Origin of the sequence: Streptococcus sp. HPH0090 (genome assembly GCF_000411475.1) — a bacterium.
Lineage (GTDB): Bacteria > Bacillota > Bacilli > Lactobacillales > Streptococcaceae > Streptococcus.
Window position 1 is genome coordinate 786774 of sequence record NZ_KE150464.1, and the last position, 20118, is coordinate 806891.

General features: G+C 38.8%; 17 protein-coding genes. 1 reads left to right on the plus strand and 16 read right to left on the minus strand.

The annotated features are described in order from the left end of the window. Window positions 1–94: 94 nt before the first annotated feature. From HMPREF1481_RS05810 to HMPREF1481_RS05875, 14 genes are all read right to left on the minus strand, one after another. A complete protein-coding gene (locus tag HMPREF1481_RS05810) occupies window positions 95–691 on the minus strand; it encodes an HAD family hydrolase (RefSeq protein WP_016466111.1) in 597 nt (198 codons plus the stop codon). Window positions 692–743: 52 nt separating this feature from the next. After that, complete coding sequence (locus tag HMPREF1481_RS05815; RefSeq protein ID WP_016466112.1) at window positions 744–1154, minus strand: GNAT family N-acetyltransferase; 411 nt, start codon at window positions 1152–1154, stop codon at window positions 744–746. 99 nt (window positions 1155–1253) lie between these two features. Continuing rightward, window positions 1254–2627 (minus strand): amino acid permease, encoded by a 1374-nt coding sequence (locus tag HMPREF1481_RS05820; RefSeq protein ID WP_016466113.1) that lies wholly within the window; start codon window positions 2625–2627, stop codon window positions 1254–1256. Window positions 2628–2709: 82 nt separating this feature from the next. Beyond that, window positions 2710–3192 carry a transcription elongation factor GreA gene (gene greA / locus HMPREF1481_RS05825; protein WP_006150140.1) on the minus strand — a complete coding sequence of 161 codons (483 nt, stop codon included), beginning with the start codon at window positions 3190–3192 and terminating at the stop codon, window positions 2710–2712. A 76-nt stretch (window positions 3193–3268) separates the two neighbouring features. After that, a complete protein-coding gene (mltG, locus tag HMPREF1481_RS05830) occupies window positions 3269–4912 on the minus strand; it encodes an endolytic transglycosylase MltG (protein ID WP_198007789.1) in 1644 nt (547 codons plus the stop codon). A 76-nt stretch (window positions 4913–4988) separates the two neighbouring features. After that, window positions 4989–5483, minus strand: coding sequence for a GNAT family N-acetyltransferase (locus HMPREF1481_RS05835; RefSeq protein WP_016466115.1), 495 nt, complete (start codon window positions 5481–5483; stop codon window positions 4989–4991). Then, window positions 5480–5992: a GNAT family N-acetyltransferase gene (locus HMPREF1481_RS05840; protein ID WP_016466116.1), complete on the minus strand. Its 513-nt coding sequence runs from the start codon at window positions 5990–5992 to the stop codon at window positions 5480–5482. Before HMPREF1481_RS05840 ends, HMPREF1481_RS05835 begins: the two co-directional genes overlap by 4 nt. Window positions 5993–6000: 8 nt before the next feature. Next, entirely contained in the window at window positions 6001–7335 is a 1335-nt protein-coding gene (gene murC, locus HMPREF1481_RS05845) for a UDP-N-acetylmuramate--L-alanine ligase (RefSeq protein WP_016466117.1), read from the minus strand. Between the two features lie 11 nt (window positions 7336–7346). Beyond that, the gene (locus HMPREF1481_RS05850) at window positions 7347–7940 is read right to left on the minus strand and encodes a hypothetical protein (protein WP_016466118.1); all 594 of its coding nucleotides are present in this window, start codon (window positions 7938–7940) and stop codon (window positions 7347–7349) included. Between the two features lie 46 nt (window positions 7941–7986). Further along, entirely contained in the window at window positions 7987–11085 is a 3099-nt protein-coding gene (locus HMPREF1481_RS05855) for a DEAD/DEAH box helicase (protein WP_016466119.1), read from the minus strand. Window positions 11086–11177: 92 nt separating this feature from the next. Next, window positions 11178–12344 (minus strand): MalY/PatB family protein, encoded by a 1167-nt coding sequence (locus HMPREF1481_RS05860; RefSeq protein WP_016466120.1) that lies wholly within the window; start codon window positions 12342–12344, stop codon window positions 11178–11180. Window positions 12345–12348: 4 nt separating this feature from the next. Next, window positions 12349–13443, minus strand: coding sequence for a cystathionine gamma-synthase (locus HMPREF1481_RS05865; RefSeq protein ID WP_016466121.1), 1095 nt, complete (start codon window positions 13441–13443; stop codon window positions 12349–12351). A 145-nt stretch (window positions 13444–13588) separates the two neighbouring features. Next, the gene (locus HMPREF1481_RS05870) at window positions 13589–15547 is read right to left on the minus strand and encodes a peptide ABC transporter substrate-binding protein (RefSeq protein WP_016466122.1); all 1959 of its coding nucleotides are present in this window, start codon (window positions 15545–15547) and stop codon (window positions 13589–13591) included. 189 nt (window positions 15548–15736) lie between these two features. Then, window positions 15737–17359, minus strand: coding sequence for a putative polysaccharide biosynthesis protein (locus HMPREF1481_RS05875; RefSeq protein ID WP_016466123.1), 1623 nt, complete (start codon window positions 17357–17359; stop codon window positions 15737–15739). A gap of 105 nt (window positions 17360–17464) precedes the next feature. Between HMPREF1481_RS05875 and HMPREF1481_RS05880 the strand changes: the two genes are divergently transcribed. Further along, window positions 17465–18910, plus strand: a complete 1446-nt coding sequence (locus HMPREF1481_RS05880; protein WP_016466124.1) for a UDP-N-acetylmuramoyl-L-alanyl-D-glutamate--L-lysine ligase — start codon at window positions 17465–17467, stop codon at window positions 18908–18910. Window positions 18911–18944: 34 nt separating this feature from the next. Here HMPREF1481_RS05880 and HMPREF1481_RS05885 read toward each other — a convergent pair whose 3' ends face one another. Beyond that, the gene (locus HMPREF1481_RS05885; RefSeq protein WP_016466125.1) at window positions 18945–19595 is read right to left on the minus strand and encodes a DUF1803 domain-containing protein; all 651 of its coding nucleotides are present in this window, start codon (window positions 19593–19595) and stop codon (window positions 18945–18947) included. Next, a complete protein-coding gene (locus tag HMPREF1481_RS05890) occupies window positions 19579–20091 on the minus strand; it encodes a YiiX/YebB-like N1pC/P60 family cysteine hydrolase (RefSeq protein WP_016466126.1) in 513 nt (170 codons plus the stop codon). The genes HMPREF1481_RS05885 and HMPREF1481_RS05890 overlap by 17 nt, the downstream gene beginning before the upstream one ends. Window positions 20092–20118: the final 27 nt, after the last annotated feature.

Sequence of the window (20118 nt, forward strand, 5' to 3'; positions counted from 1 at the left end):
CATATATTTTACATTATGCAATATATATCTGTCATTTTGTGCGATTTTTTTTACAAAAAACTCTCTATCAGCTAAATGATAGAGAGTTTTCTGCTTATTCAAATTTTTTCAAAATATCTACAACGTCACTTCTCTGTTTGACTTGATAGGCTTTGATGCCTAGGCTTTCAGCTATCTTAGTGTTGTCTGCTATATCATCAAGAAAGACACAATTTGCTGGGTCCAACTGATATTTACGGAGAATTTCTTCAAACATTTTTCGATCAGGTTTGATAGCCTTGATATCACAGGAAAGAACAAACCCATCTAAAATCTTTTCTAGAGGTGCTAGTTGATCTTTCAATAATTCATAAAAAACTGGTGAGGTATTAGATAGGACAAAAATACGATGGCCTTTTTCCTTTAAACGTGCAAGAAGCGGAAAGACTCCCGTGTAAATATCTATATAGGCAGGCCAGTTCCAAATGACTTCTTCAACCTTTTTCTGATAGCAATCTCCTAATAGGGAAAGAACCTTATCAACCAATTCTTCTCGAGTCAAGGTTCCTAGGTCCAATCTTTCCCAAAGCCCCGACTGGAAAATAGCCTTGTCTAAAATTAGATAATCTTTCTGGGTTTTAGCTACAGCTTTTAAAATCTTTTCCTTGTTCCATTCCAGTAGAACATTACCCATATCCAGTATGATATCCATCAACCTACCTCCATCATTCTGTGAACAATCTCTTTAAGCGTCCAATGTCTGTTTATAAATCTTTTTGATAATAGTGCCTTTGTCCAGTGCAGGGATAGTCTTTTAAGGTAAAGACTTCCTTGTAGCCATGTTTTTGATAAAAGGCTGGTGCTTGAAACTGATACGTATTCACAAAAACGTAGCGACAATTTCTCTTCTTAGCTTCACTTTCTGCTCGCTGCAATAGTTGGGAGCCAATTCCTTGTCCTCGCAAGTCTTCTTTCACAAATAAATACTCGATTTCTAGCCAATTTCCAAAGGTCTCTGCTACTAAACCAGCCAGGACTTCACCGCTATTATCTTCAACATAAAGGTTAAGTGGCTCACTTTCAGCTGCTTCCCTTTTGGAACGATTATAAGAGCGAATCAAATTCCCTATTTCTTGTGCTTTCTGAGACTCTGTATTCTCCAATCGAATGTGCATCAAACCCTCCTCGAAGACAACTAACGCCTTGATTATATTCCTATTTTAAAGAACTGTCAAACTAAAAAACTCACCAACCTAAGTTGATGAGCTTCTGACTTATTTTCTAAACTTCCATTGGCTATAAATACCAAAAGCAACAATCCAGATTGCTGAACCTCGAGCTCCCATTACAGTTGATTCTTGTAAGAAGAGAGTTCCAAATACAAAGATAAAGAAGAGCATAGTCAGAGGATTTAGCAAGCGATATTGGGGCATGAGATAGCCATCTGCCATAAAGTCTTTAGACTTACGATACTTGAGATGGGCTACCATAATCAAGATGTAGATGGCAATATAAACACCTGATGAAGAAGCTGTAATCAAAGCAAAGGCATCTGATACACCCGGAAGTACATTGATGAAGGCTGCAAAACCAATTAATACGGCAGAAGCAATGATTGCATTCTGAGGAACATTGTGGCGTGAGAGGGTATCTGCCTTAATAGCTTTCAAGAAACGATTTGGTGAATCATGGGCAATCTGATACAAGTGACGACCTGTTGAGTAAAGGGTTGAATTTAATGCTGACGCTGCTGAAGTCAAGACAACAAAGTTAATCAAAGCAGCCGCCCACTTAAGACCAACAAGTTCAAATACCGTTACAAATGGTGAATCTGCTGCAGAAAGCTCACGCCAAGGAATAATAGACATAATAGCTAAGAGAGCTCCACCGTAGAAGAAGATAATTCGTAAAGGAATTTCCTTAACAGCCTTAGGCAATACTTTTCTTGGATCCTTAGTTTCAGATGTAGTAACACCGATAAATTCAATCATCAAGTAGGCAAAGAAAACCATCTGGAAGGCCATGACAAAGTTCATACCACCATTTGGGAAAAGAGAGAATTGATCACTTATATTGGCAAGGCTTGCTGAACCATAAGGTGTTTCAAAGCCGGTCAAAACCATAAAAATACCTGTCGCAATCATGGCAAGAATGGCCACAATTTTAATCATGGCAAACCAAAATTCTACTTCACCAAAGATTTTAACAGCAATCAGATTGACTAGTCCTAAAATTGTTAGAAAGACAACCTGAATCAACCAAGATGGCCAAGATGGAAACCAAAACTGAACATAGTGAGCAATAGCTGTAATCTCAGCCATTCCTATAAAGACTACTGAGAGCCAGTAAGACCAAACTGAGAAATAGCCCCAGCCCTTACCTAGATAACGAGTAATAAAATTGATAAAGGTATGTTGCTCTGGGTCCTGGTACAACATCTCTCCGATAGCTCGCATCATGAGATACATAAAACCACCCGTAATCATATAGACCAGTACAATAGACGGTCCCGTTAAACTGATAGAGCGACCAGCTCCCAAAAATAGTCCAGTCCCGATTGTTCCCGCAATGGCCATGACCTGAACGTGACGATTGGTTAATCCACGTTCCATTTTACTTTTCTTTTTATGTTTATTTTCTGAATTCATCTAGTCTCCTCAAGTTTTTAGAATGAAGAAAAGGAGTGACAGGAAGCGCTTTCCCTTTATCTACTCCTTCTTTTTTACCCTATTAAACTGTTTTTTCAACTTTTAAAATTTTAACGTCATAGCTTCCAGCAGGTGTTTCGATTGTAGCGATATCACCTTTTTTCTTACCAATCAAAGCTTGACCGATTGGGCTTTCGTTTGATACTTTTCCTGCGAAGGCATCTGCACCAGCTGAACCAACGATAATGTAGACTTCTTCTTCGTCTTCTCCAACTTCTTGGATAGTTACAGTTTTTCCGATAGCAACTTCATCTTGCGCAACTGCATCGCTATTCACGATTTCTGCATAACGAATTTTTGTCTCCAAGCTTGAGATTTGTCCTTCAACAAAGGCTTGTTCATCCTTAGCTGCTTCATACTCACTATTTTCTGACAAATCACCGTATGAACGAGCAATCTTGATACGTTCTACGACTTCAGGACGACGCACTAATTTTAATTCTTCTAATTCTTTTTCTAGTTTTTCCTTTTCTTCCAATGTCATTGGATAAGTTTTTTCTACCATTTTTCTCAACTTTCTTTTAATTTTTTAAATACATTTTACTTTTTTAAAGCAAAATTATGTGGAGAACCACATAATTTTAGTTTGTGCTATTTGATTGAGGTAATTTACTATTGATGTGTTCTTGAACGTTACGATCATGTTCTTCTCGTGTCGTTGCATAGTAAACTTTACCATCTTGAACATTGGCCACAAAGTAGAGATAATCACTCTTTGTTTGATTGATACTTGCTTCGATAGCATCTAAGCTTGGACTATCAACTGGTCCAGGCATTAGACCTACTTTTGTATAGACATTGTAAGGTGAATCAATAGAAGTATCAATAGCTGCATCATCAGCAAGACTGATATTTTGACCAAGTTTTCCTTCTGCATAAAGGATAGCAATATTACTTTGAAGTGGCATATTTTGATTCAAGCGATTGTAGAAAATTCCAGCAATCAACTTACGATCCTCTGTTTTCGCCCCTTCTTTCTCAACAAGTGATGCAATTGTTAAGAGCTCATTAACCGTTAAGTTCTTTTCCTTGATAGCTGCATAGTGTGGAGAGAGGTTCTTGTCCATTGCTGCAAGCATGTTATCAATTAAGCTTTCAATTGTAGTGCTTTCTTTGATGGTATATGTTGCAGGGAAAAGATATCCTTCTAGGCGATAACGGACACCGCTATCTTTAGCTGGTAAGCTTTCAAGTAAGTTTGGATATTTGGCAACCTCTTGGGCAATAAAGGTCTCATCTTGAACCTTAGCTAGGAATGATTCCGCTGTCAAAGGTTCTTTAAAGTCACCTTGAAGTTGACCAACTGTCTGAGCAATCTGTTCCAAAGTATAACCTTCAGGGATCGTTAATTCTGCAAGAGTAGGCTCTTGAGGTTCAGGAGTACCACCCTTTTGTAATTCTTTGATAACATCTTCTACACTCATGCTCTTTTGCAAGTTGTAATAACCAGACTTCAATTCAGTGTAGTTTTTATACTTGGCATACAGTGCAAAGACCAAACCATTTTTAATAACACCTGAATTTTCCAAAGCTGAACCAATTTGTTGCGTATTGGCTCCATCTGGAATCTGAACAGTCACATATTGCTTAGAATTTGGATCTACTGGTTGTAGGGCTGATTTAGCATAACGAAGACCAAAGAATCCACCAACACCGGATAGGATTAGCAATACCAATAATGTTACTAAACATCCTTTAAAGCGGGATTTTTTCTTTTTCTTGGTTGGTTTCACAGACTCTCTACGACTTCTTCTAGAACGTTCTGCAGCTTCAGTTTCAACATCCGCATGATTTTCATTTGCGAACTCTTCTTTGCTAGATGCAAAGCTCACAGCTTCAGTTTCTTCTGGTAAAGCATCTTGCGTTTTGTAAGAAACTGAAACCCTAGTTGGAATCGAATGTTTTTCTTCTTTTTCTGATATTCTTTGAGGTGACTCAACTACCTCTTCTGGAGTTTCTTCTGTAACAGTTGAACGTGGAGGAACAACTGGTGCATTATCAATTAACTGATCTACAGCTGAAATTGATTTTGCAATTAATTCTTCTTCAGAAATACTTGGTTCTTTTTTTTCTGGAGTTGATTTAGAAGAATCTGCTAAAGCTGAAAAGAGGTCATCAGTTTGTTCTGCCTCATTTGCCTCTTTTTTAAGTCGTTCTAAATCGCGTAAAATTTGCTCTTTAAAACTTAACTTTTCTTCTTCATTTGAATTTTCGCTCAAAGGTATTTACCTCCTTGTTGATAATCCTTAATATTATATCTTAAAAACTAGAGAAAAGCAACCTTATGAGCTTTTCTCACTACTAATTCCCATTTTCCCAGACCATATCATACCATTCTTCTCCCGCAAATTGGGACTTGGACTTACCTTCATTTACAAAACCATGCTTTTCATAGTATTCAATGAGGTAGTCGTGGCAGGTCAGATTGATCCCCTCACGTTCATGCTTGAGAGCCACTTCCTTTAAGGCAGTTAAGAGTTTTCTCCCAAGCCCCAAGGATTGAGCTTTCTTTGCAACAGACAGACATGTCACAGATATATACCCACCTTCTTGATGACTGTGATCTTCTATTTCTTCTGTAAAGGATTGGTCCTGCAAATAGCGATGAGGGACTACTGGCCCTTCAATATAACCGAGAATCTCACCTTCTTTTTCTGCTACTAGAAAACTAGTTTTAATCTCCTTTAAATGTGCTTCAAAAACAGAGCGAGGTATGGCTTCTTCAATTGAGAAATTCTCTAATTCAATTTCCAAAATACGATCTAAGTCACTAAGTCTAGCTTGTCGAATAATCATAATTCCTCCTGGTAAAAGGGATTTCTCCAACACATAAGAAAGGCAACTTCACTGCTCCTTTCCCCTTCTACAATTCCTTGTTCCATAAACCCATTCATTTCAAAATAAGTAAGCCATTCATCTTTACAAACCAGATAAATAGCTGAACTATTTTTTTGACGGATAACTTCTTTCAAACTTGCAAGCAACAAAGTTCCAAAACCTTGTTTCTGGAAGTCTGGATGAACAGATAAATCTTCGAGGATTATTGAACGATCGCTAATGAATTTCTCATTTCCACTCTCTAAAATCCATTTGTTTAAAGAGGATTTAACAGTCCTTGCGAAGATATAGGCAATTACTTGACCATCCAGGCTAGCTAAGAGAAACGTATCCGCATGACTGCGGATACGTTCTTCTAATATTTCTCGAGTTATTTCATCTTGGGAAGTCTGAGCACTCTCTTGTATCAAACAAATGTGTTCGATATCTGAAACCTGAGCTTCCCTGATATTAATTGGAAATTCCATAATTTTCCTTACTGAACATTGCTTGTCAAATTAGACAAGAGACGCTCGAATGAGTATTCATACGTTTGAATATCGCCTGCTCCCATAAAGACATAGACAGCATTGTCATGGTCTAGGAGAGGAGATACATTTTCAACTGTGATAACTTGATGTTTTTTATGAATCTTGTTTGCTAAATCTTCAACCTTGACATCACCATGGTCAACTTCACGAGCTGAACCATAGATTTGTGCAAGGTAAACTGCATCTGCTTGATTCAAGGCTTGGGCAAAATCATCCAACAAGGCGATTGTACGAGTAAAGGTGTGTGGTTGGAAGATAGCGACGATTTCCTTGCTTGGATATTTTTGACGTGCAGCATCAAGAGTCGCTACGATTTCAGTTGGATGGTGAGCAAAATCATCGATGATAACAGTGTCATTAACAATCTTTTCTGTAAAGCGACGTTTCACTCCTCCAAAAGTCTTCAAGTGTTCACGCACTAAATTCAAGTCAAAACCAGCAGTATAAAGCAAACCAATCACAGCGGTTGCATTCATGATGTTGTGGCGACCAAAAGTTGGAATGTGGAATTGACCCAACTCTTGACCACGGAAGTGAACTGTGAAAGTTGAACCTGTAGTAGAACGAAGCAAGTCACTTGCTACAAAGTCATTATTTTCTGCTTCAAATCCGTAATAGTAGATTGGAGCATTAGCCGTAATCTTACGCAATTCTGCATCTTCACCGTAAACAAACAAACCTTTAGTAATTTGTTTAGCATAATCATTAAAGGCATTGAAGACATCCTCTAAACTTGTGAAATAGTCTGGATGGTCAAAGTCGATGTTGGTAATGATAGAGTATTCTGGGTGATATGGCATGAAATGACGTTCGTACTCGTCTGATTCAAAGACAAAATACTTGGCATTTTCAGAACCACGACCTGTACCATCTCCAATCAAGTAGCTTGTATCAGTGATGTGTGACAAAACGTGAGAAAGCATACCTGTTGTTGAAGTCTTACCGTGTGCACCAGCAACTCCCATGCTGATAAAGTCACGCATAAAGCTACCAAGAAACTCATGATAACGTTTATAGCTTAGACCATTCTTGTCTGCATAGGCAATTTCAACGTTGTTATCTGGACGAAAGGCATTCCCAGCAATGATTTCTAAATCACCCTGAAGATTTTTCTCATCGAAAGGTAAAATTTTAATCCCTGCTTGCTCTAATCCACGTTGTGTAAAGTAATATTTCTCAACGTCAGATCCTTGGACCTTATGCCCCATTTGATGCAACATCAAAGCCAAGGCACTCATCCCTGATCCTTTAATTCCGATAAAATGATAGGTTTTTGCCATCTTTTTCCCCTTTACTCTGTCATAGTTGTCAAGTTTAATTCTTGAGCAATTTTACGTTCTTTTTCTGTTTGATTTTCTTTCTTGTTATAGATTTGGCTTTTCTTTAGAAAATCATAGTTATTTTTCTTTGGTCCTAGATGCTGTTCTTTGGTAGTTTGCTGTATCTGAGGAGTCATTTCCGCCAAAATATAATGGCGCTGAGTTAGTTTATCACTATATTTTGTAAGCTCACCAGGATTTTCCTTTTGAAAAGGAGCTGTCGGCTGGTTTGCCTGTCTTACTACAGTATTTGAAGGTTTATGACGTTTTGCAAAACTAACATCTTGCGTCAAATACTTTGCTGAACGTTTACGTTTCAAATCAGCTCTAGCTTCCTCACGAGCAAGTTCAGCGTAAGATTTTTCCTTTTGCTCAGTCAGTTTCTCTGGCGCCTTAGTCGGTGACTTTTTTTCAGTAGTAATTGGCGACCATTCCAAGTAGTTTTTATCTTTGTAGTCCCCTTTAATATTACTAATCAAATCCGACTCATCATATAAATTCATAAATGGCATCTCTGTCAGCATGATCTCATCATCTGACACTATTGGAAATCGTTCTTGCTTCATTTTTATTTCCTTTCAATACTCCATTATAGCGTAAAGTCTTGATTTTTCAAGTCCTGACTTGTGAAATTCCTAATATTTCTTGAATTTCAGTAAGTGTCAGACTACCACGAGATTCTGTTCCGTCTAAGACTTCTGAAACCAGATTTTTTTTCTGCTCTTGCAATTCTTGAATCTTCTCTTCGATTGTTCCACGAGTTATTAGGCGATAAACTTCAACAGCTTGTTCTTGTCCCATGCGATGAGCCCTACCAATAGCCTGTGATTCGACTGCTGGATTCCACCATAAGTCGACCAGAATAACTGTGTCAGCACCAGTAAGATTGAGACCAACACCACCAGCTTTTAGAGAAATCAAAAACACATCACGGTCACCTTGATTAAAAGCCTTGGTCATCTCTTGGCGTTCCTGTGAGGGAGTTGAACCTGTAATCTTAAAGGAAGTTAAGCCAAGCTGAGGTAACTCCTCTTCAATACGGTCTAGCATCCCCCTAAATTGAGAAAAGATGAGTACACGATGATTTCCTTCAGCAATCTGACTCAGCAAATCTCGTAAACTATCCAGCTTCCCGCTATCTCCGCTGTAATCCTCCATAAATAAGGCTGGAGTATCACAAATCTGACGGAGACGCATGAGACCTGTTAAAATTTCGACACGATTTCGTTGAAATTCTGCAGCTGTCACATGCTCTATACGTTCTTGCATCTGTTGTAGTTGAGCTAGATAGATAGCCTTTTGCTGATCTTCCAGTTCATTTTTATAAACGACTTCTATCAGGTCAGGCAATTCAGTTAAGACTTCTTCTTTTTTACGACGCATGACAAATGGTTTGATAAACTGAGCCACTCTCTCAGCCGGTAATTTCATAAAGTCTTTTTTTGCTGGTAAAAGTCCAGGTAAGACTATTTGAAAAATAGACCACAATTCGCCAAGGTTATTTTCAATCGGTGTTCCAGATAGAGCAAAAACTGATGGTACCACAAACTTTCTCAAAGTTTTCGCAATTTTAGTCTGGGCATTTTTCATCACCTGAGCTTCATCTAGAAATAGAAAATCAAATGATAAATTTTTGTAGATTTCACTATCTTGCCTGAAAGTAGCATAACTAGTCACATAAATCTGATGTTTTTCTGCTAAAATAGTCTCTCGATAAGGTTTCAATCCATGCACAACAGCCACATCCAAATTCGGTGCAAATTTTTGAAACTCATCGGCCCAATTATAGATGAGACCCGATGGAGCAAGAATTAAGACTCGACTGTTTTCGTGCATCTGGCTACTCAGAAAGGCAATAGCTTGCAAGGTCTTGCCAAGTCCCATATCATCCGCCAAAATCCCGCCAAATCCATAATGGTGAAGCATTTGAAGCCATTGAATCCCCTTTTTCTGATAATCTCTGAGATCAGCTTTGATATTCAGAGCTGTCATCGGAAAATCCTCTGGATGCGTCAAATCGTGTGCTAAATGCTTAAATTCTTCGGTAAATGTTACTTGGTCCTGATCCTTAAAAAGATAAGAAAGGGTATAAGCTAAAGATTTGCGTGCATGGAAAGTATCACTCTCTATCTCTCCAATTCCCAAATCATCCAAATCCTGACGAATACGCTTGGTCTCTTCGTCGAAATAATAAACCTGGTTAGTGGAAGAAATATAATAATCTTGCTTTGCAACCAGAGCCTTCATCGCTCGATTAATTTCTTCTTGATCTATATCCTGAAAATCAAATTGAATTTCTAGAAGACTTCCCTTGGACGAGATGTGGACTTGAGGTTTCTGAACTCGATAAAGCTCCTGCAAACTCTCAGAAATCTTTAATTCTCCAAGCACCGCAAAGGCTGGCAAAATTTCCTGAAAGAAAGTATGGACTGCATCAGCTTTCAAACTCTGACGCCATGAACGAAAATCTGCTTCAAATCCAGCTGATAGAGCCAGCTGAAAAATCCTTTTTTCTAGTTGAATATCACTCGCAAAAGGGAGGTTCTCTAGTTCATTGCGATTGGTTACTAGGTATTTCTCATACTGAAACTGCATATCCAAACGAATAGAGCCATCCTCTTCTCGTTCCATGTAGAAAATGGGACGAAAAGATTGGATGTGAAGCGAGTCAGGTGCCTCTACTTTTCCGAGTTCTTTAAACTGGAACAGAGTCGAAGCTAAGAGATCTCGATCGCTACTATCAAACTGTAAAATCTTTCTACCACTATGATCTAAAGGAACTTTTCTAAGCGCATCTAATAGACTAGCCTGTTTTTTCGTCAATAGGTAAAAATTGCCTTTAGAGAATAAAACTTGTCCCCCATAAAAGGCATTGACCCCTGTCCGTTCGAGGATTTCCATCTCATAATAGTTGGATTTTTCTTTAATCTCAAAAGTAAACAAACCTGCTTGATCATCAAAGTCTTGGAAAAGAAGATGGTGATAAGTTGTAAGCTGATGATCAAATTGGAATACATCTAAGCCCATCAGAAGACAGACACCTTGTTCAAAAAAAGTCTTAGGGAAATAGAGATGTCGCCCTTGATTTGGGAAAAAAATAGGATTGTCCGTTTTCTCCTCAACCAGTCCTAGCAAGAAACTCAAAACTTCTTGGCTGGCTTTATCAAAATACTCAAGTCTTAATGAGGTCTCGTAATGTTTCCCAATCATGTATGGTTTAGCGGTCTCTATGACTTTTAAAAACAGAGAAATATCCCTGATTACATAAAATTTTTCTTGCTTAGAAAGACCAATCCTTAAAGTCCAGATAAGGCGATTGGTTCCTGCTTCCACCTGTCCTTGAGCAGAAAGCTGATAGAGGTCAGACTGACTAGGTACTTGGATAGACTCCAAGAATTTTCCTCCGAAAGTCACTTGTGTCTCAACAATTTCCTTTTCTTCCTGATTAGCCTCTAGATTGAGTAAGATTTCTTGCCCTAGTTGGTCATTTTTCAGGTAATATTCCAATGCCGCCAAATGAACACAGTAACCTCTTTTTTTGAAAAATGCACAGGTACAAAAAATCAAATCATCATCCAAACTATAGCGAATTTCTTCATCCGCTACACGCGCATAGATGCGATGATCTTGTTCTTTAATGATTTCAATCTGACCAGTTTCGTAGAGTTCTACTCCCTCCATTCGAAGCTTTCCTGGAATCAATTTAGCCATAGTGTCCCCTTTACTTTATCTCTTAATTATACCACATTTCTGTCTATGAAAATAGCCTTCTAGGAGTACTTTTCTCCTAAAAGGCTAGTTTTTTAATAATTTGAAAAAGTGGCAATGATTCGTTGGCAAACTTCTTCCAAGACAGATGTAGGCATAGCTACATTTAAGCGAGCATGGAGAGCTCCTTCTTCACCAAAGTCCAAGCCCCTATTCAGGATAACCTTGGCTTGGTCTCTCAAGAGTTTTCTTAGTTCTTCATCGCTAATATCATAGGCTGAAAAATCAAGCCAAATGAGATAGGTCCCTTGAGGTTTCATGACCTTGATTTTAGTTTCTTTCCCAAACAAATCGACTACATAATTAATGTGCTTCTCGATTAATTCTTTGAGTTCTGCTAACCAGTCTTCACCATAGCGATAAGCTGTTTCCGTTGCCAAATAACCCAAACCTGAAATCTCATGTTGATTATTAGCAAGCTGGCGTTTTTGGAAAGCCACTCTTAATTTAGGATTCTCGATGATAGCGTAAGAATTCTTGGTTCCTGCAATGTTGAAGGTCTTGGTAGCACTGCTTAAAATTAGTGAAAATTCTTTGAAGGCTTCATTTACCGTATTGAATGACTGGTGCTTGTTTCCAAATAAAGCCACGTCTTGGTGAATCTCATCTGAAACTAGCAAGACTCCATGTTGTTGACACAGTTGTCCAATCTTCTCTAAAACTTCTTTCTCCCAAACGCGTCCACCAGGATTATGAGGGTTGCAGAGAACATAGAGTTTCACTTCCTCTTCGACAAAATCTTTCTCCAATTGTTCAAAGTCAATCTCAAAAAGTCCGTCTTTTTCTACTAGAGAGTTGGTGATTAGTCTACGATTATTGAGCTTAATGCTACGAGCAAAAGGAGGATAAACCGGTGTGTTAATGAGGACTGCTTCACCTTCCTTGGTGAAAGCTTGAATGGCTGTTGAAATGGCAGGTACTACTCCTTCGATAAAAACTAGAGCATCCTTATCAAAGCGATAACCGTGCTGTTTTTCCTCCCAATTTTGAACAGCTTCAATCAACCCATCACTAGCATAGGTATAGCCATAGACTAATTGCTCAGCATAGTCATGAACAGTCTGACGAATCTCAGGTAACACTTCAAAGTCCATATCAGCAATCCAAGCCGGCAATACTTCTCGGTCAGTTTCTGCTTCTTTCCATTTGTAGGTATGGTGTCCAAAACGATTGGGCAAGGTCGTGAAATCATATTTTCCCATAGTCTTATCCTTCCAAGGCTTGACGCAAGTCTTCAATCAAATCTCTAGCATCCTCAATACCAATAGACAAGCGCAAAAGGTCATCTGTCAATCCATAAGAATGACGAACTTCTGCAGGAATGTCTGCATGGGTTTGAGTAGTTGGGTAGGTAATCAGACTTTCAACCCCACCTAAACTTTCAGCAAAAGAAAATACTTTCAAGGTATTTAAGATATGAGGAATACGCTTCTCATCAGCTACTTTAAAGGAAATCATCCCTCCACGTCCTGTATACAAGACTTCTTTGACTGCAGGTGATTGTTCCAAAAAGGTTACGATTTCTTGAGCATTAGCTGTTGAGCGCTCAATACGAAGTGACAATGTTTTAAGACCACGAATCAATTGATAACTATCAAATGGTGACAAAACAGCCCCTGTCGTGTTGAGATTGTAAAAGAGTTTTTCGTACAAATCAGCATTATCTGTCACAACTACACCAGCTAGAACATCATTATGGCCTGCAAGGTATTTTGTCGCTGAATGAAGAACAATATCTGCTCCATCTTCAATTGGACGTTGGTAAATCGGGCTATAGAAGGTATTGTCGACGACAACTTTAGCACCCTTAGCATGAGCTAATTTTGACAATTTTTCAATATCAAATTCCAACATCAAAGGGTTGGTTGGTGTTTCGATATAAAGTACATCCACATCCTTTTCTAGCTCGGCAATTAGCTCTTCTTCTGTGTTGGCATAGGTAAAGCGGAAACGTCCTTCCTGCTCCACTTGATTGAACCAGCGGAAAGAGCCACCGTAAAGGTCACGGACAGCTAAAACCTTGCTTCCTACTGGGAAGACACTAAAGGCTAACACAATCGCAGACATACCTGAACTAGTCGCCAAAGCATACTTGGCTGATTCAATAGCTGCCAAAACTTCCTCTGCCTTGCTACGTGTTGGGTTTTTGGTGCGGGTATAGTCAAATCCAGTTGATTGACCAAATTCTGGGTGCTGATAAGTCGTTGAAAAGTGAATTGGTGTAACCAAAGCTCCTGTTGCCTCATCAGACTTGATCCCTGCTTGTGCTAAAATTGTGTTGATGTGAAATGATTTACTCATACAATACCTCCAAATCTATAGTAACTATTGTACCACTTATTTTGTATCCTTCGTTTTCTTGTTTTCAAGAGCTAGTTATAGTTTCAAACTATATAAAAACGATAGCTTCCTGAGAAACTATCGTTTTTCCTGTTGAATAGACTGATTACTTAACGTGTTTAGCAAAATCTTCTTGGGCTTTTTTATTAGATTCTTCTTTTTCTTTCAGCCATTTTTGTCTAGCTTCTTCATACTCAGCTGTTGTGACAATCTTATCTTGCAATTTCACGTATTTGTAGGATTCAACACCCTTATTACCAGCTTGAGAGAAGGCGGCAGAGAATGGAACTGTTTTTCTCAATGTAGGTGTTCCACCTTTAGAAACGTTTGGAATTGCTAGAGAGCTATCCACCAACCAAGCTTGGGCTTCAGCGTATTTATCATAACGTTTGTTCAAATCTTGTTCAGCATTGGCTTCTTCCAACATCTTAGTATAGACATCCAAACCAACAGCTGTTGCTTTAGCATTGGTTGCTCCTGGTTCCAAACCGAGGTTTTGTAGTGAGCCACCACTTGTTAAGCTAAGAGTATCGAGGTAGGTTGATGGATCTTGATAGTCTGGTCCCCAACCACCGTTATAGAGGTCATAGTCTTTTTGTGCAGCTGTATTCGCTAGATAACCAATACTATCCATTTCCTCAGTAGTCAGCATTTGAATATCGATGACGACATTATCTGCACCCAAAACAGACTCGATAGACTGTTTGAAAGAACTTGCCTCTAACACCCCCTTCTTAAAGGTTTGGTCAACCGGTAAATCCAGGTGAATTGGGAATTGAACACCTTTGGCTTCCAATTCTTTCTTGGCTTGAGCAAAGACTTCTTTGGCCTTATCGGTATTGTAGTAAGCATCTTGGGCATCAGCGAAGTTCATATTTTGCCATACTTGACCGTAATTGACCATCTTAGAAGCTACGACATCACCAAAATCTTTACCATCAAGAGTAACGAATGATGGTGGAACGAGCAAGTTTCTGATAATCTTAGTTGCTCCATCTTCCCCTTGAGATTGGGCACCATAAGCAGTACGGTCATAGGCAAAGTTGATAGCCTGACGGAATGATTTATTCAAAACTGCTTCTTGTTGGGCTGTCTTTTCAGCATCAGTTGTTTTTGAAGTATGGTTATAAGATTGTCTATCTAGGTTAAAGTTATAATAGTAGGATGTCGCATCTTGCATACTGTAAATAATATTATCTTTATTCTTTTCCTTAATTCCTTCAAAGCTCGAACTATTTGGATAGAGACGTGCGTAGCTGTAAACTCCTTCCATGAAGTTACGTGCCAAGGCATCTTGGTCGCTTCCATCGTAGTAAGTCAACTTCACTTCATCTACGAATACATTTTTTGCATCCCAGTAATTTGGATTTTTCTTGTATTCCATGACAGATTTAGATGTGAATGATTTGAGAATAAATGGACCATTATACAAGATATTTGCTGGATCCACTTTACCGAAATCATCCCCTTTTGAGTTCAAGAAGTCTGCATTTACTGGGAACAGAATAGTCGCAGTTGTTTTTGAGTTCCAGTAAGTTTCTGGTTGTTTCAAAGTATACTGCACTGTTTGATCATCAATAGCCTTAACTCCAACTGTTGAAAAGTCTGTTGTTTTTCCGTTGATATAATCATCTAAACCAGCAACAGAATCTTGAACTAGATAGAGAGCTTCAGATTTTTTATCCGCAGCATACTTCAATCCTGTCACAAAATCTTGTGCTGTAACTGGGGCGTACTCTTCACCATCTGCTGTATACCATTTGGCGTCCTTACGAAGTTTGTAAGTATAAGTCAAACCATCTTGGGATACAGTCCAATCTTCTGCCAATGAAGGAATATAATTTCCATACTGGTCATTTTCCATCAAACCATCTACCAAGTTTGTCACAACATCACCTGTTGTTGCACGATTCTCTAAGAGATAGTTTAGACTAGATGGATCGCTACTATATACATAGTTGTATGATTTTGAAGAGCTAGCTGAGTTGCTACAAGCCGCCAATAGCAGACCTGCACTTAGGACAACTCCTGCCAGCGTCAGATATTTTGCCTTAGACTTTTTCATCTCCAGAACCTCCAAATTTAAATATTTGTATCATTATACAGTTAAAGTTTTTTTTAGTCAAGCGTTTATGTGTTAAAAAATTACTTTTTTCTCCATTTTTTATATTTTTATGTATTTTTTAAAGAAAAAATGAACAATCTAAACTTTTTTTCTTTAAAAGTTCAAATTGCTCATTTTATTTATAAAGGATTATGATAATTTTAATCGTGCTCGTAACTGATTTGCTTTTTCCTGTCCAATAACCTTATCCAAGAGACGAGTATAGAGACACATAACTCCGTAAAGCCCGCCACCGATTGTACCAATTAAGGCGACATATAGGAAACTCCAGAAACGTCCAGTTGGTTGGAAGACAAATCCAATAATCCATTGCAAGAGTCCTACTAGAATAAACATAACCAGAGTCAAAATAGTAACTAAGATTGTTCTCTTCAGAATAATCTTTCGACGCGCACCTGTAACCTGACAGATATCACGATACATCAAGACATTCGGGATGATAAGACCGATAGTCGTTGAAATGAGGGGACCATAACTATGGAAAATAGCTATCGATGGTAATTGTAGAACAATCTTTGCAATTGAGCCATAAACAAAATACAAGACTGCCTTGCGGTTACGGAACATAGCCTGAAGCATAGGAGACAAGACCATGTACAAACCAAGAATGGTTGACTGTAAAACTGCAAAGACAAACAAGCCCATAGCCAAACTATCTGGCTTACCGTAAAAGACTGTATAGAGTGGTTCACCTACCATGACTACTCCAACCGTTGCAGGTAAGAGGAATAGGAAGAGCATGGTGATACTATCTTGAACTAGACGAGAAGCCGCTGGCAAATCCCCCTTGACATAGTTCTCTGTCAAGAGAGGTAGACCAACGCTACCAATCGAAACTCCAACCGAAATCAAAATCATAGTGATTTTATTAGGATTGGCAGAGAAATAAGAAAACATGACAACTAAGTCTTCATTACTATAGTTGGTAAACCATTTCATGCTATTGATAAAGGTCATTTGGTCCAAGATTTGGAAAAGCTGAATAGCAGAACCAGTCAAGATAAAAGGAATAGCTTCCTTAATCGTATCAACCAAAAGACTCTTACTATCAATCTTATCTCGAGTTTCAAAAACTTTTTGGAGCAATCCTTCCTTATAAAGGAAATAAAGCAAGACTGCAAAACTAGCTACCATTCCCACAAAAGCAGCAAAAGTAGATTGGGTAACTGCTGATAGATAATCTTTTGAACCCAGCTTCATGATGATAAAGGTTGCTAAGAGCATCCAAATAACACGGATAACCTGCTCAGCAATTTGACTCATGGCATAAGGTTTAAGATTATTCATCCCTTGGAAAAATCCACGGATAACACTCATAGACGGGAAAATCAAGACAGCCCAAGCTAGACTCTGCATAATGGGAATCAAATCCTTACCGACACCGGAAAGATCGGCCAACCAAGGTGCAAAGAGATATAAGATCAAAGCAAAGGCAAGTCCCAATACAGTCATAAAGCCTAAGAAGCTTCGAATCAGGGCAAAACTATGCTCTTCCTCATGCATGGTATTGTATTTAGCGACCTGCTTAGCGACCGCCACTGGGATACCTGCTGTCGAAATCAACAAGAACCAAGCATAGATATTATAACCCATGGTAAAGAGACCATTAGCCTTAGCAGCATATGTTCCCATCCAAATATACCAAGGGATAATGTAAATAGCTCCAAGTAGACGACTGATAAAGTTACTAGCTGTAAGCCAGGCAGTCCCGCGTAACATCTGGGCCTGCTGATGATTATTTTCGTTAGACATAACTTCCTCATTCATTTTTAATCACTAGGAAAAGTTCCTTATCTTCCATTATAAACTTTTCCTTGTTACTTGTAAAATTCAGACTTTCAGTTTACAATAGAAAGTATGATAAAGATTGAAACCGTATTAGATATTTTAAAGAAAGACGATCTCTTCCGTGAGATTATCGACCAAGGACATTACCACTATAATTTTAATGATGTAACTTTTGATAGCATCTGCTACGATAGCCGAAAAGCAAAAGATAATAGCCTATTTTTTGTTAAGGGAGCTGCTTTCAAGAAGGAATTTCTTCTTTCAGCAATCTCACAAGGACTCGGTTGGTATGTAGCGGAGCAGGATTATGAAGTAGGCATTCCTGTCATCGTTGTTAGCGATATTAAGAAGGCTATGAGTTTGATTGCCATGGAATTTTATGGCAATCCGCAGGAAAAACTAAAACTTCTCGCTTTCACTGGTACCAAAGGAAAAACAACAGCGGCATACTTCGCCTACAATATCTTAAATCAGCAGCATCGTCCTGCTATGTTATCAACTATGAATACGACTTTGGACGGAAAAACTTTCTTCAAGTCTGCTCTGACAACACCTGAAAGCATCGACCTCTTTGATATGATGGCGCAGGCAGTTGATAATGGAAGAAGCCACCTGATTATGGAAGTTTCTAGTCAAGCCTACTTGGTGAAGCGAGTCTACGGCCTCACTTTTGATGTAGGAGTGTTCCTAAATATCAGTCCTGACCATATTGGTCCTATTGAGCATCCAACCTTTGAAGACTACTTCTACCACAAGCGTCTCTTGATGAAAAATAGCCGAGCAGTTGTCATTAATAGCGATATGGACCACTTCTCTGTTCTAAAAGAACAAGTTGAGAACCAAGAGCATGACTTCTACGGTAGCCAATCTGATAACCAAATCGAAAACTCCAAAGCCTTTAGCTTCTCAGCTACTGGTAAATTAGCTGGCGATTATGATATCCAGTTGATTGGACATTTCAACCAAGAAAATGCTGTCGCTGCTGGACTTGCTTGCCTTCGTTTAGGTGCTAGTCTTGAAGACATTAAAAAAGGGATTGCTACTACTCGTGTCCCTGGCCGTATGGAAGTTCTCACTCAGAAAAATGGAGCAAAAGTTTTCATTGATTACGCCCATAATGGTGATAGCCTGAAGAAATTGATCTCAGTTGTTGAAACACATCAGACTGGAAAGATTGCTTTAGTTCTTGGTTCTACTGGAAACAAGGGAGAAAGCCGTCGCAAGGACTTTGGACTTCTCCTCGATCAACATCCTGAAATTCAAGTATTCCTTACGGCTGACGATCCAAACTATGAAGATCCAATGGCCATTGCAGATGAAATCAGTAGCTATATCCATCATCCAGTTGAAAAGATTGTCGATCGCGAGCAAGCTATCAAGGCTGCTATGTCTGTTACAAGTCAAGAACTGGACGCTGTGATTATCGCTGGTAAAGGAGCTGATTGCTACCAAATCGTCCAAGGCAAAAAGGAAGACTATCCTGGAGATGCAACTATCGCAGAACGTTATCTATAATAAATTAAAAGAAGGCTAGGAAATTTCCTAGCCTTTATCTTTTTATAAAAATTAATCTTTCTTTATCAAATTCTACAGCCAACTCATATTTCCCATCTACATTTTGAACGATGTAGCCTAACAAAACTAAACTATCGACAAAGATATCACGACGTTTCTGCATAAGCTGGTCTTTTTTGAGAAATTTAAGCAAGAATGTTGTCATATACTTAAGGGCATACTCAGGATTGACATCCCCCAAAACAGCATAGAGTTTCTGCTGATCTTCTGTCAGCGGATACTGGTGCTTAACCTTATAAAAGTAATTAGACAAGGTCATCTTTTCCCTAGCAAAATCCGTATACTCTTCTAGGATAGCCGTATTGGTTTGATTGCGTAATTCCGTCTGAAAATGTTTCTCTAGGATTTCTGGATAAACAGGACTATCATCTCTCACAAAGACTTCCTGGTCTAGTTCAAGAGAGTTTGTAGATTCTAGAAAAGGGAGATTAAGAGAATAGAGTTTGTTTTCTCGAAGGATGAAACCAGCTTTAATATATTCCTCCAAGTGCTTGTCAACTGCAACCCCTGGAAACTGAGCCTTGATTTCACGGAGGATAACATCATCATGCTGGTCAAGATAGTCAACCAAGTCTCTAAAAAATGGTTGCCGCGTCAAACGTGATGGATTAAAAATCTGAATCATGAAGATTCCTTTCTTTACAAACTAAAAAAGGAGATGCTGCTAATTGACTGGGATTGGTACCCGGCTGATTCAGAGGCACAGGAAGCCCCAACTCTCGATAATATTCTCTCCAGAAATCACTGATTTCCTGTGTATCATCACCAAACTTCATGGGAATGGTCTCATAAATAGGGAGGATTTCTGCTACAAACTGGGAACAATAGAAACCATCTCCATCTGGATAAAAGGACGCATTGTAGGGAGCCCCTAAAAGACTCTCTGCTCGCTTTTTGACCTCTGTACAATCAATCTGCTCATAATGATAAAGGTCATATACTTTCTCGTGTTCAAAGAATTCATCAGGAGACTGAGCAAGAACACCACCTTCTACCGTGGCATGATAGACCTGTCCGTCCAAAAAGATGGCCACATGGCTATAGTGACCAGTAGATTCCTGGATGGCCTGTCCTATATTCGAATCATCTTTCACAAAAATCAAATCGCCATTTTCTAACATACTTCTCTCCTAGCAAAAAAGGAGCCG

Excerpts from the sequence above, each read along its gene's own strand:
- HMPREF1481_RS05880 (WP_016466124.1), top strand. The coding sequence starts at position 17,465 with ATGATAAAGATTGAAACCGTATTAGATATTTTAAAGAAAGACGATCTC.
- HMPREF1481_RS05850 (WP_016466118.1), bottom strand. The coding sequence starts at position 7,940 with ATGAAGCAAGAACGATTTCCAATAGTGTCAGATGATGAGATCATGCTG.
- HMPREF1481_RS05875 (WP_016466123.1), bottom strand. The coding sequence starts at position 17,359 with ATGTCTAACGAAAATAATCATCAGCAGGCCCAGATGTTACGCGGGACT.
- HMPREF1481_RS05820 (WP_016466113.1), bottom strand. The coding sequence starts at position 2,627 with ATGAATTCAGAAAATAAACATAAAAAGAAAAGTAAAATGGAACGTGGA.
- HMPREF1481_RS05865 (WP_016466121.1), bottom strand. The coding sequence starts at position 13,443 with ATGAGTAAATCATTTCACATCAACACAATTTTAGCACAAGCAGGGATC.
- HMPREF1481_RS05855 (WP_016466119.1), bottom strand. The coding sequence starts at position 11,085 with ATGGCTAAATTGATTCCAGGAAAGCTTCGAATGGAGGGAGTAGAACTC.
- murC (WP_016466117.1), bottom strand. The coding sequence starts at position 7,335 with ATGGCAAAAACCTATCATTTTATCGGAATTAAAGGATCAGGGATGAGT.
- HMPREF1481_RS05840 (WP_016466116.1), bottom strand. The coding sequence starts at position 5,992 with ATGGAATTTCCAATTAATATCAGGGAAGCTCAGGTTTCAGATATCGAA.
- greA (WP_006150140.1), bottom strand. The coding sequence starts at position 3,192 with ATGGTAGAAAAAACTTATCCAATGACATTGGAAGAAAAGGAAAAACTA.
- HMPREF1481_RS05810 (WP_016466111.1), bottom strand. The coding sequence starts at position 691 with ATGGATATCATACTGGATATGGGTAATGTTCTACTGGAATGGAACAAG.
- HMPREF1481_RS05815 (WP_016466112.1), bottom strand. The coding sequence starts at position 1,154 with ATGCACATTCGATTGGAGAATACAGAGTCTCAGAAAGCACAAGAAATA.
- HMPREF1481_RS05835 (WP_016466115.1), bottom strand. The coding sequence starts at position 5,483 with ATGATTATTCGACAAGCTAGACTTAGTGACTTAGATCGTATTTTGGAA.
- HMPREF1481_RS05870 (WP_016466122.1), bottom strand. The coding sequence starts at position 15,547 with ATGAAAAAGTCTAAGGCAAAATATCTGACGCTGGCAGGAGTTGTCCTA.
- HMPREF1481_RS05890 (WP_016466126.1), bottom strand. The coding sequence starts at position 20,091 with ATGTTAGAAAATGGCGATTTGATTTTTGTGAAAGATGATTCGAATATA.
- HMPREF1481_RS05860 (WP_016466120.1), bottom strand. The coding sequence starts at position 12,344 with ATGGGAAAATATGATTTCACGACCTTGCCCAATCGTTTTGGACACCAT.
- HMPREF1481_RS05885 (WP_016466125.1), bottom strand. The coding sequence starts at position 19,595 with ATGATTCAGATTTTTAATCCATCACGTTTGACGCGGCAACCATTTTTT.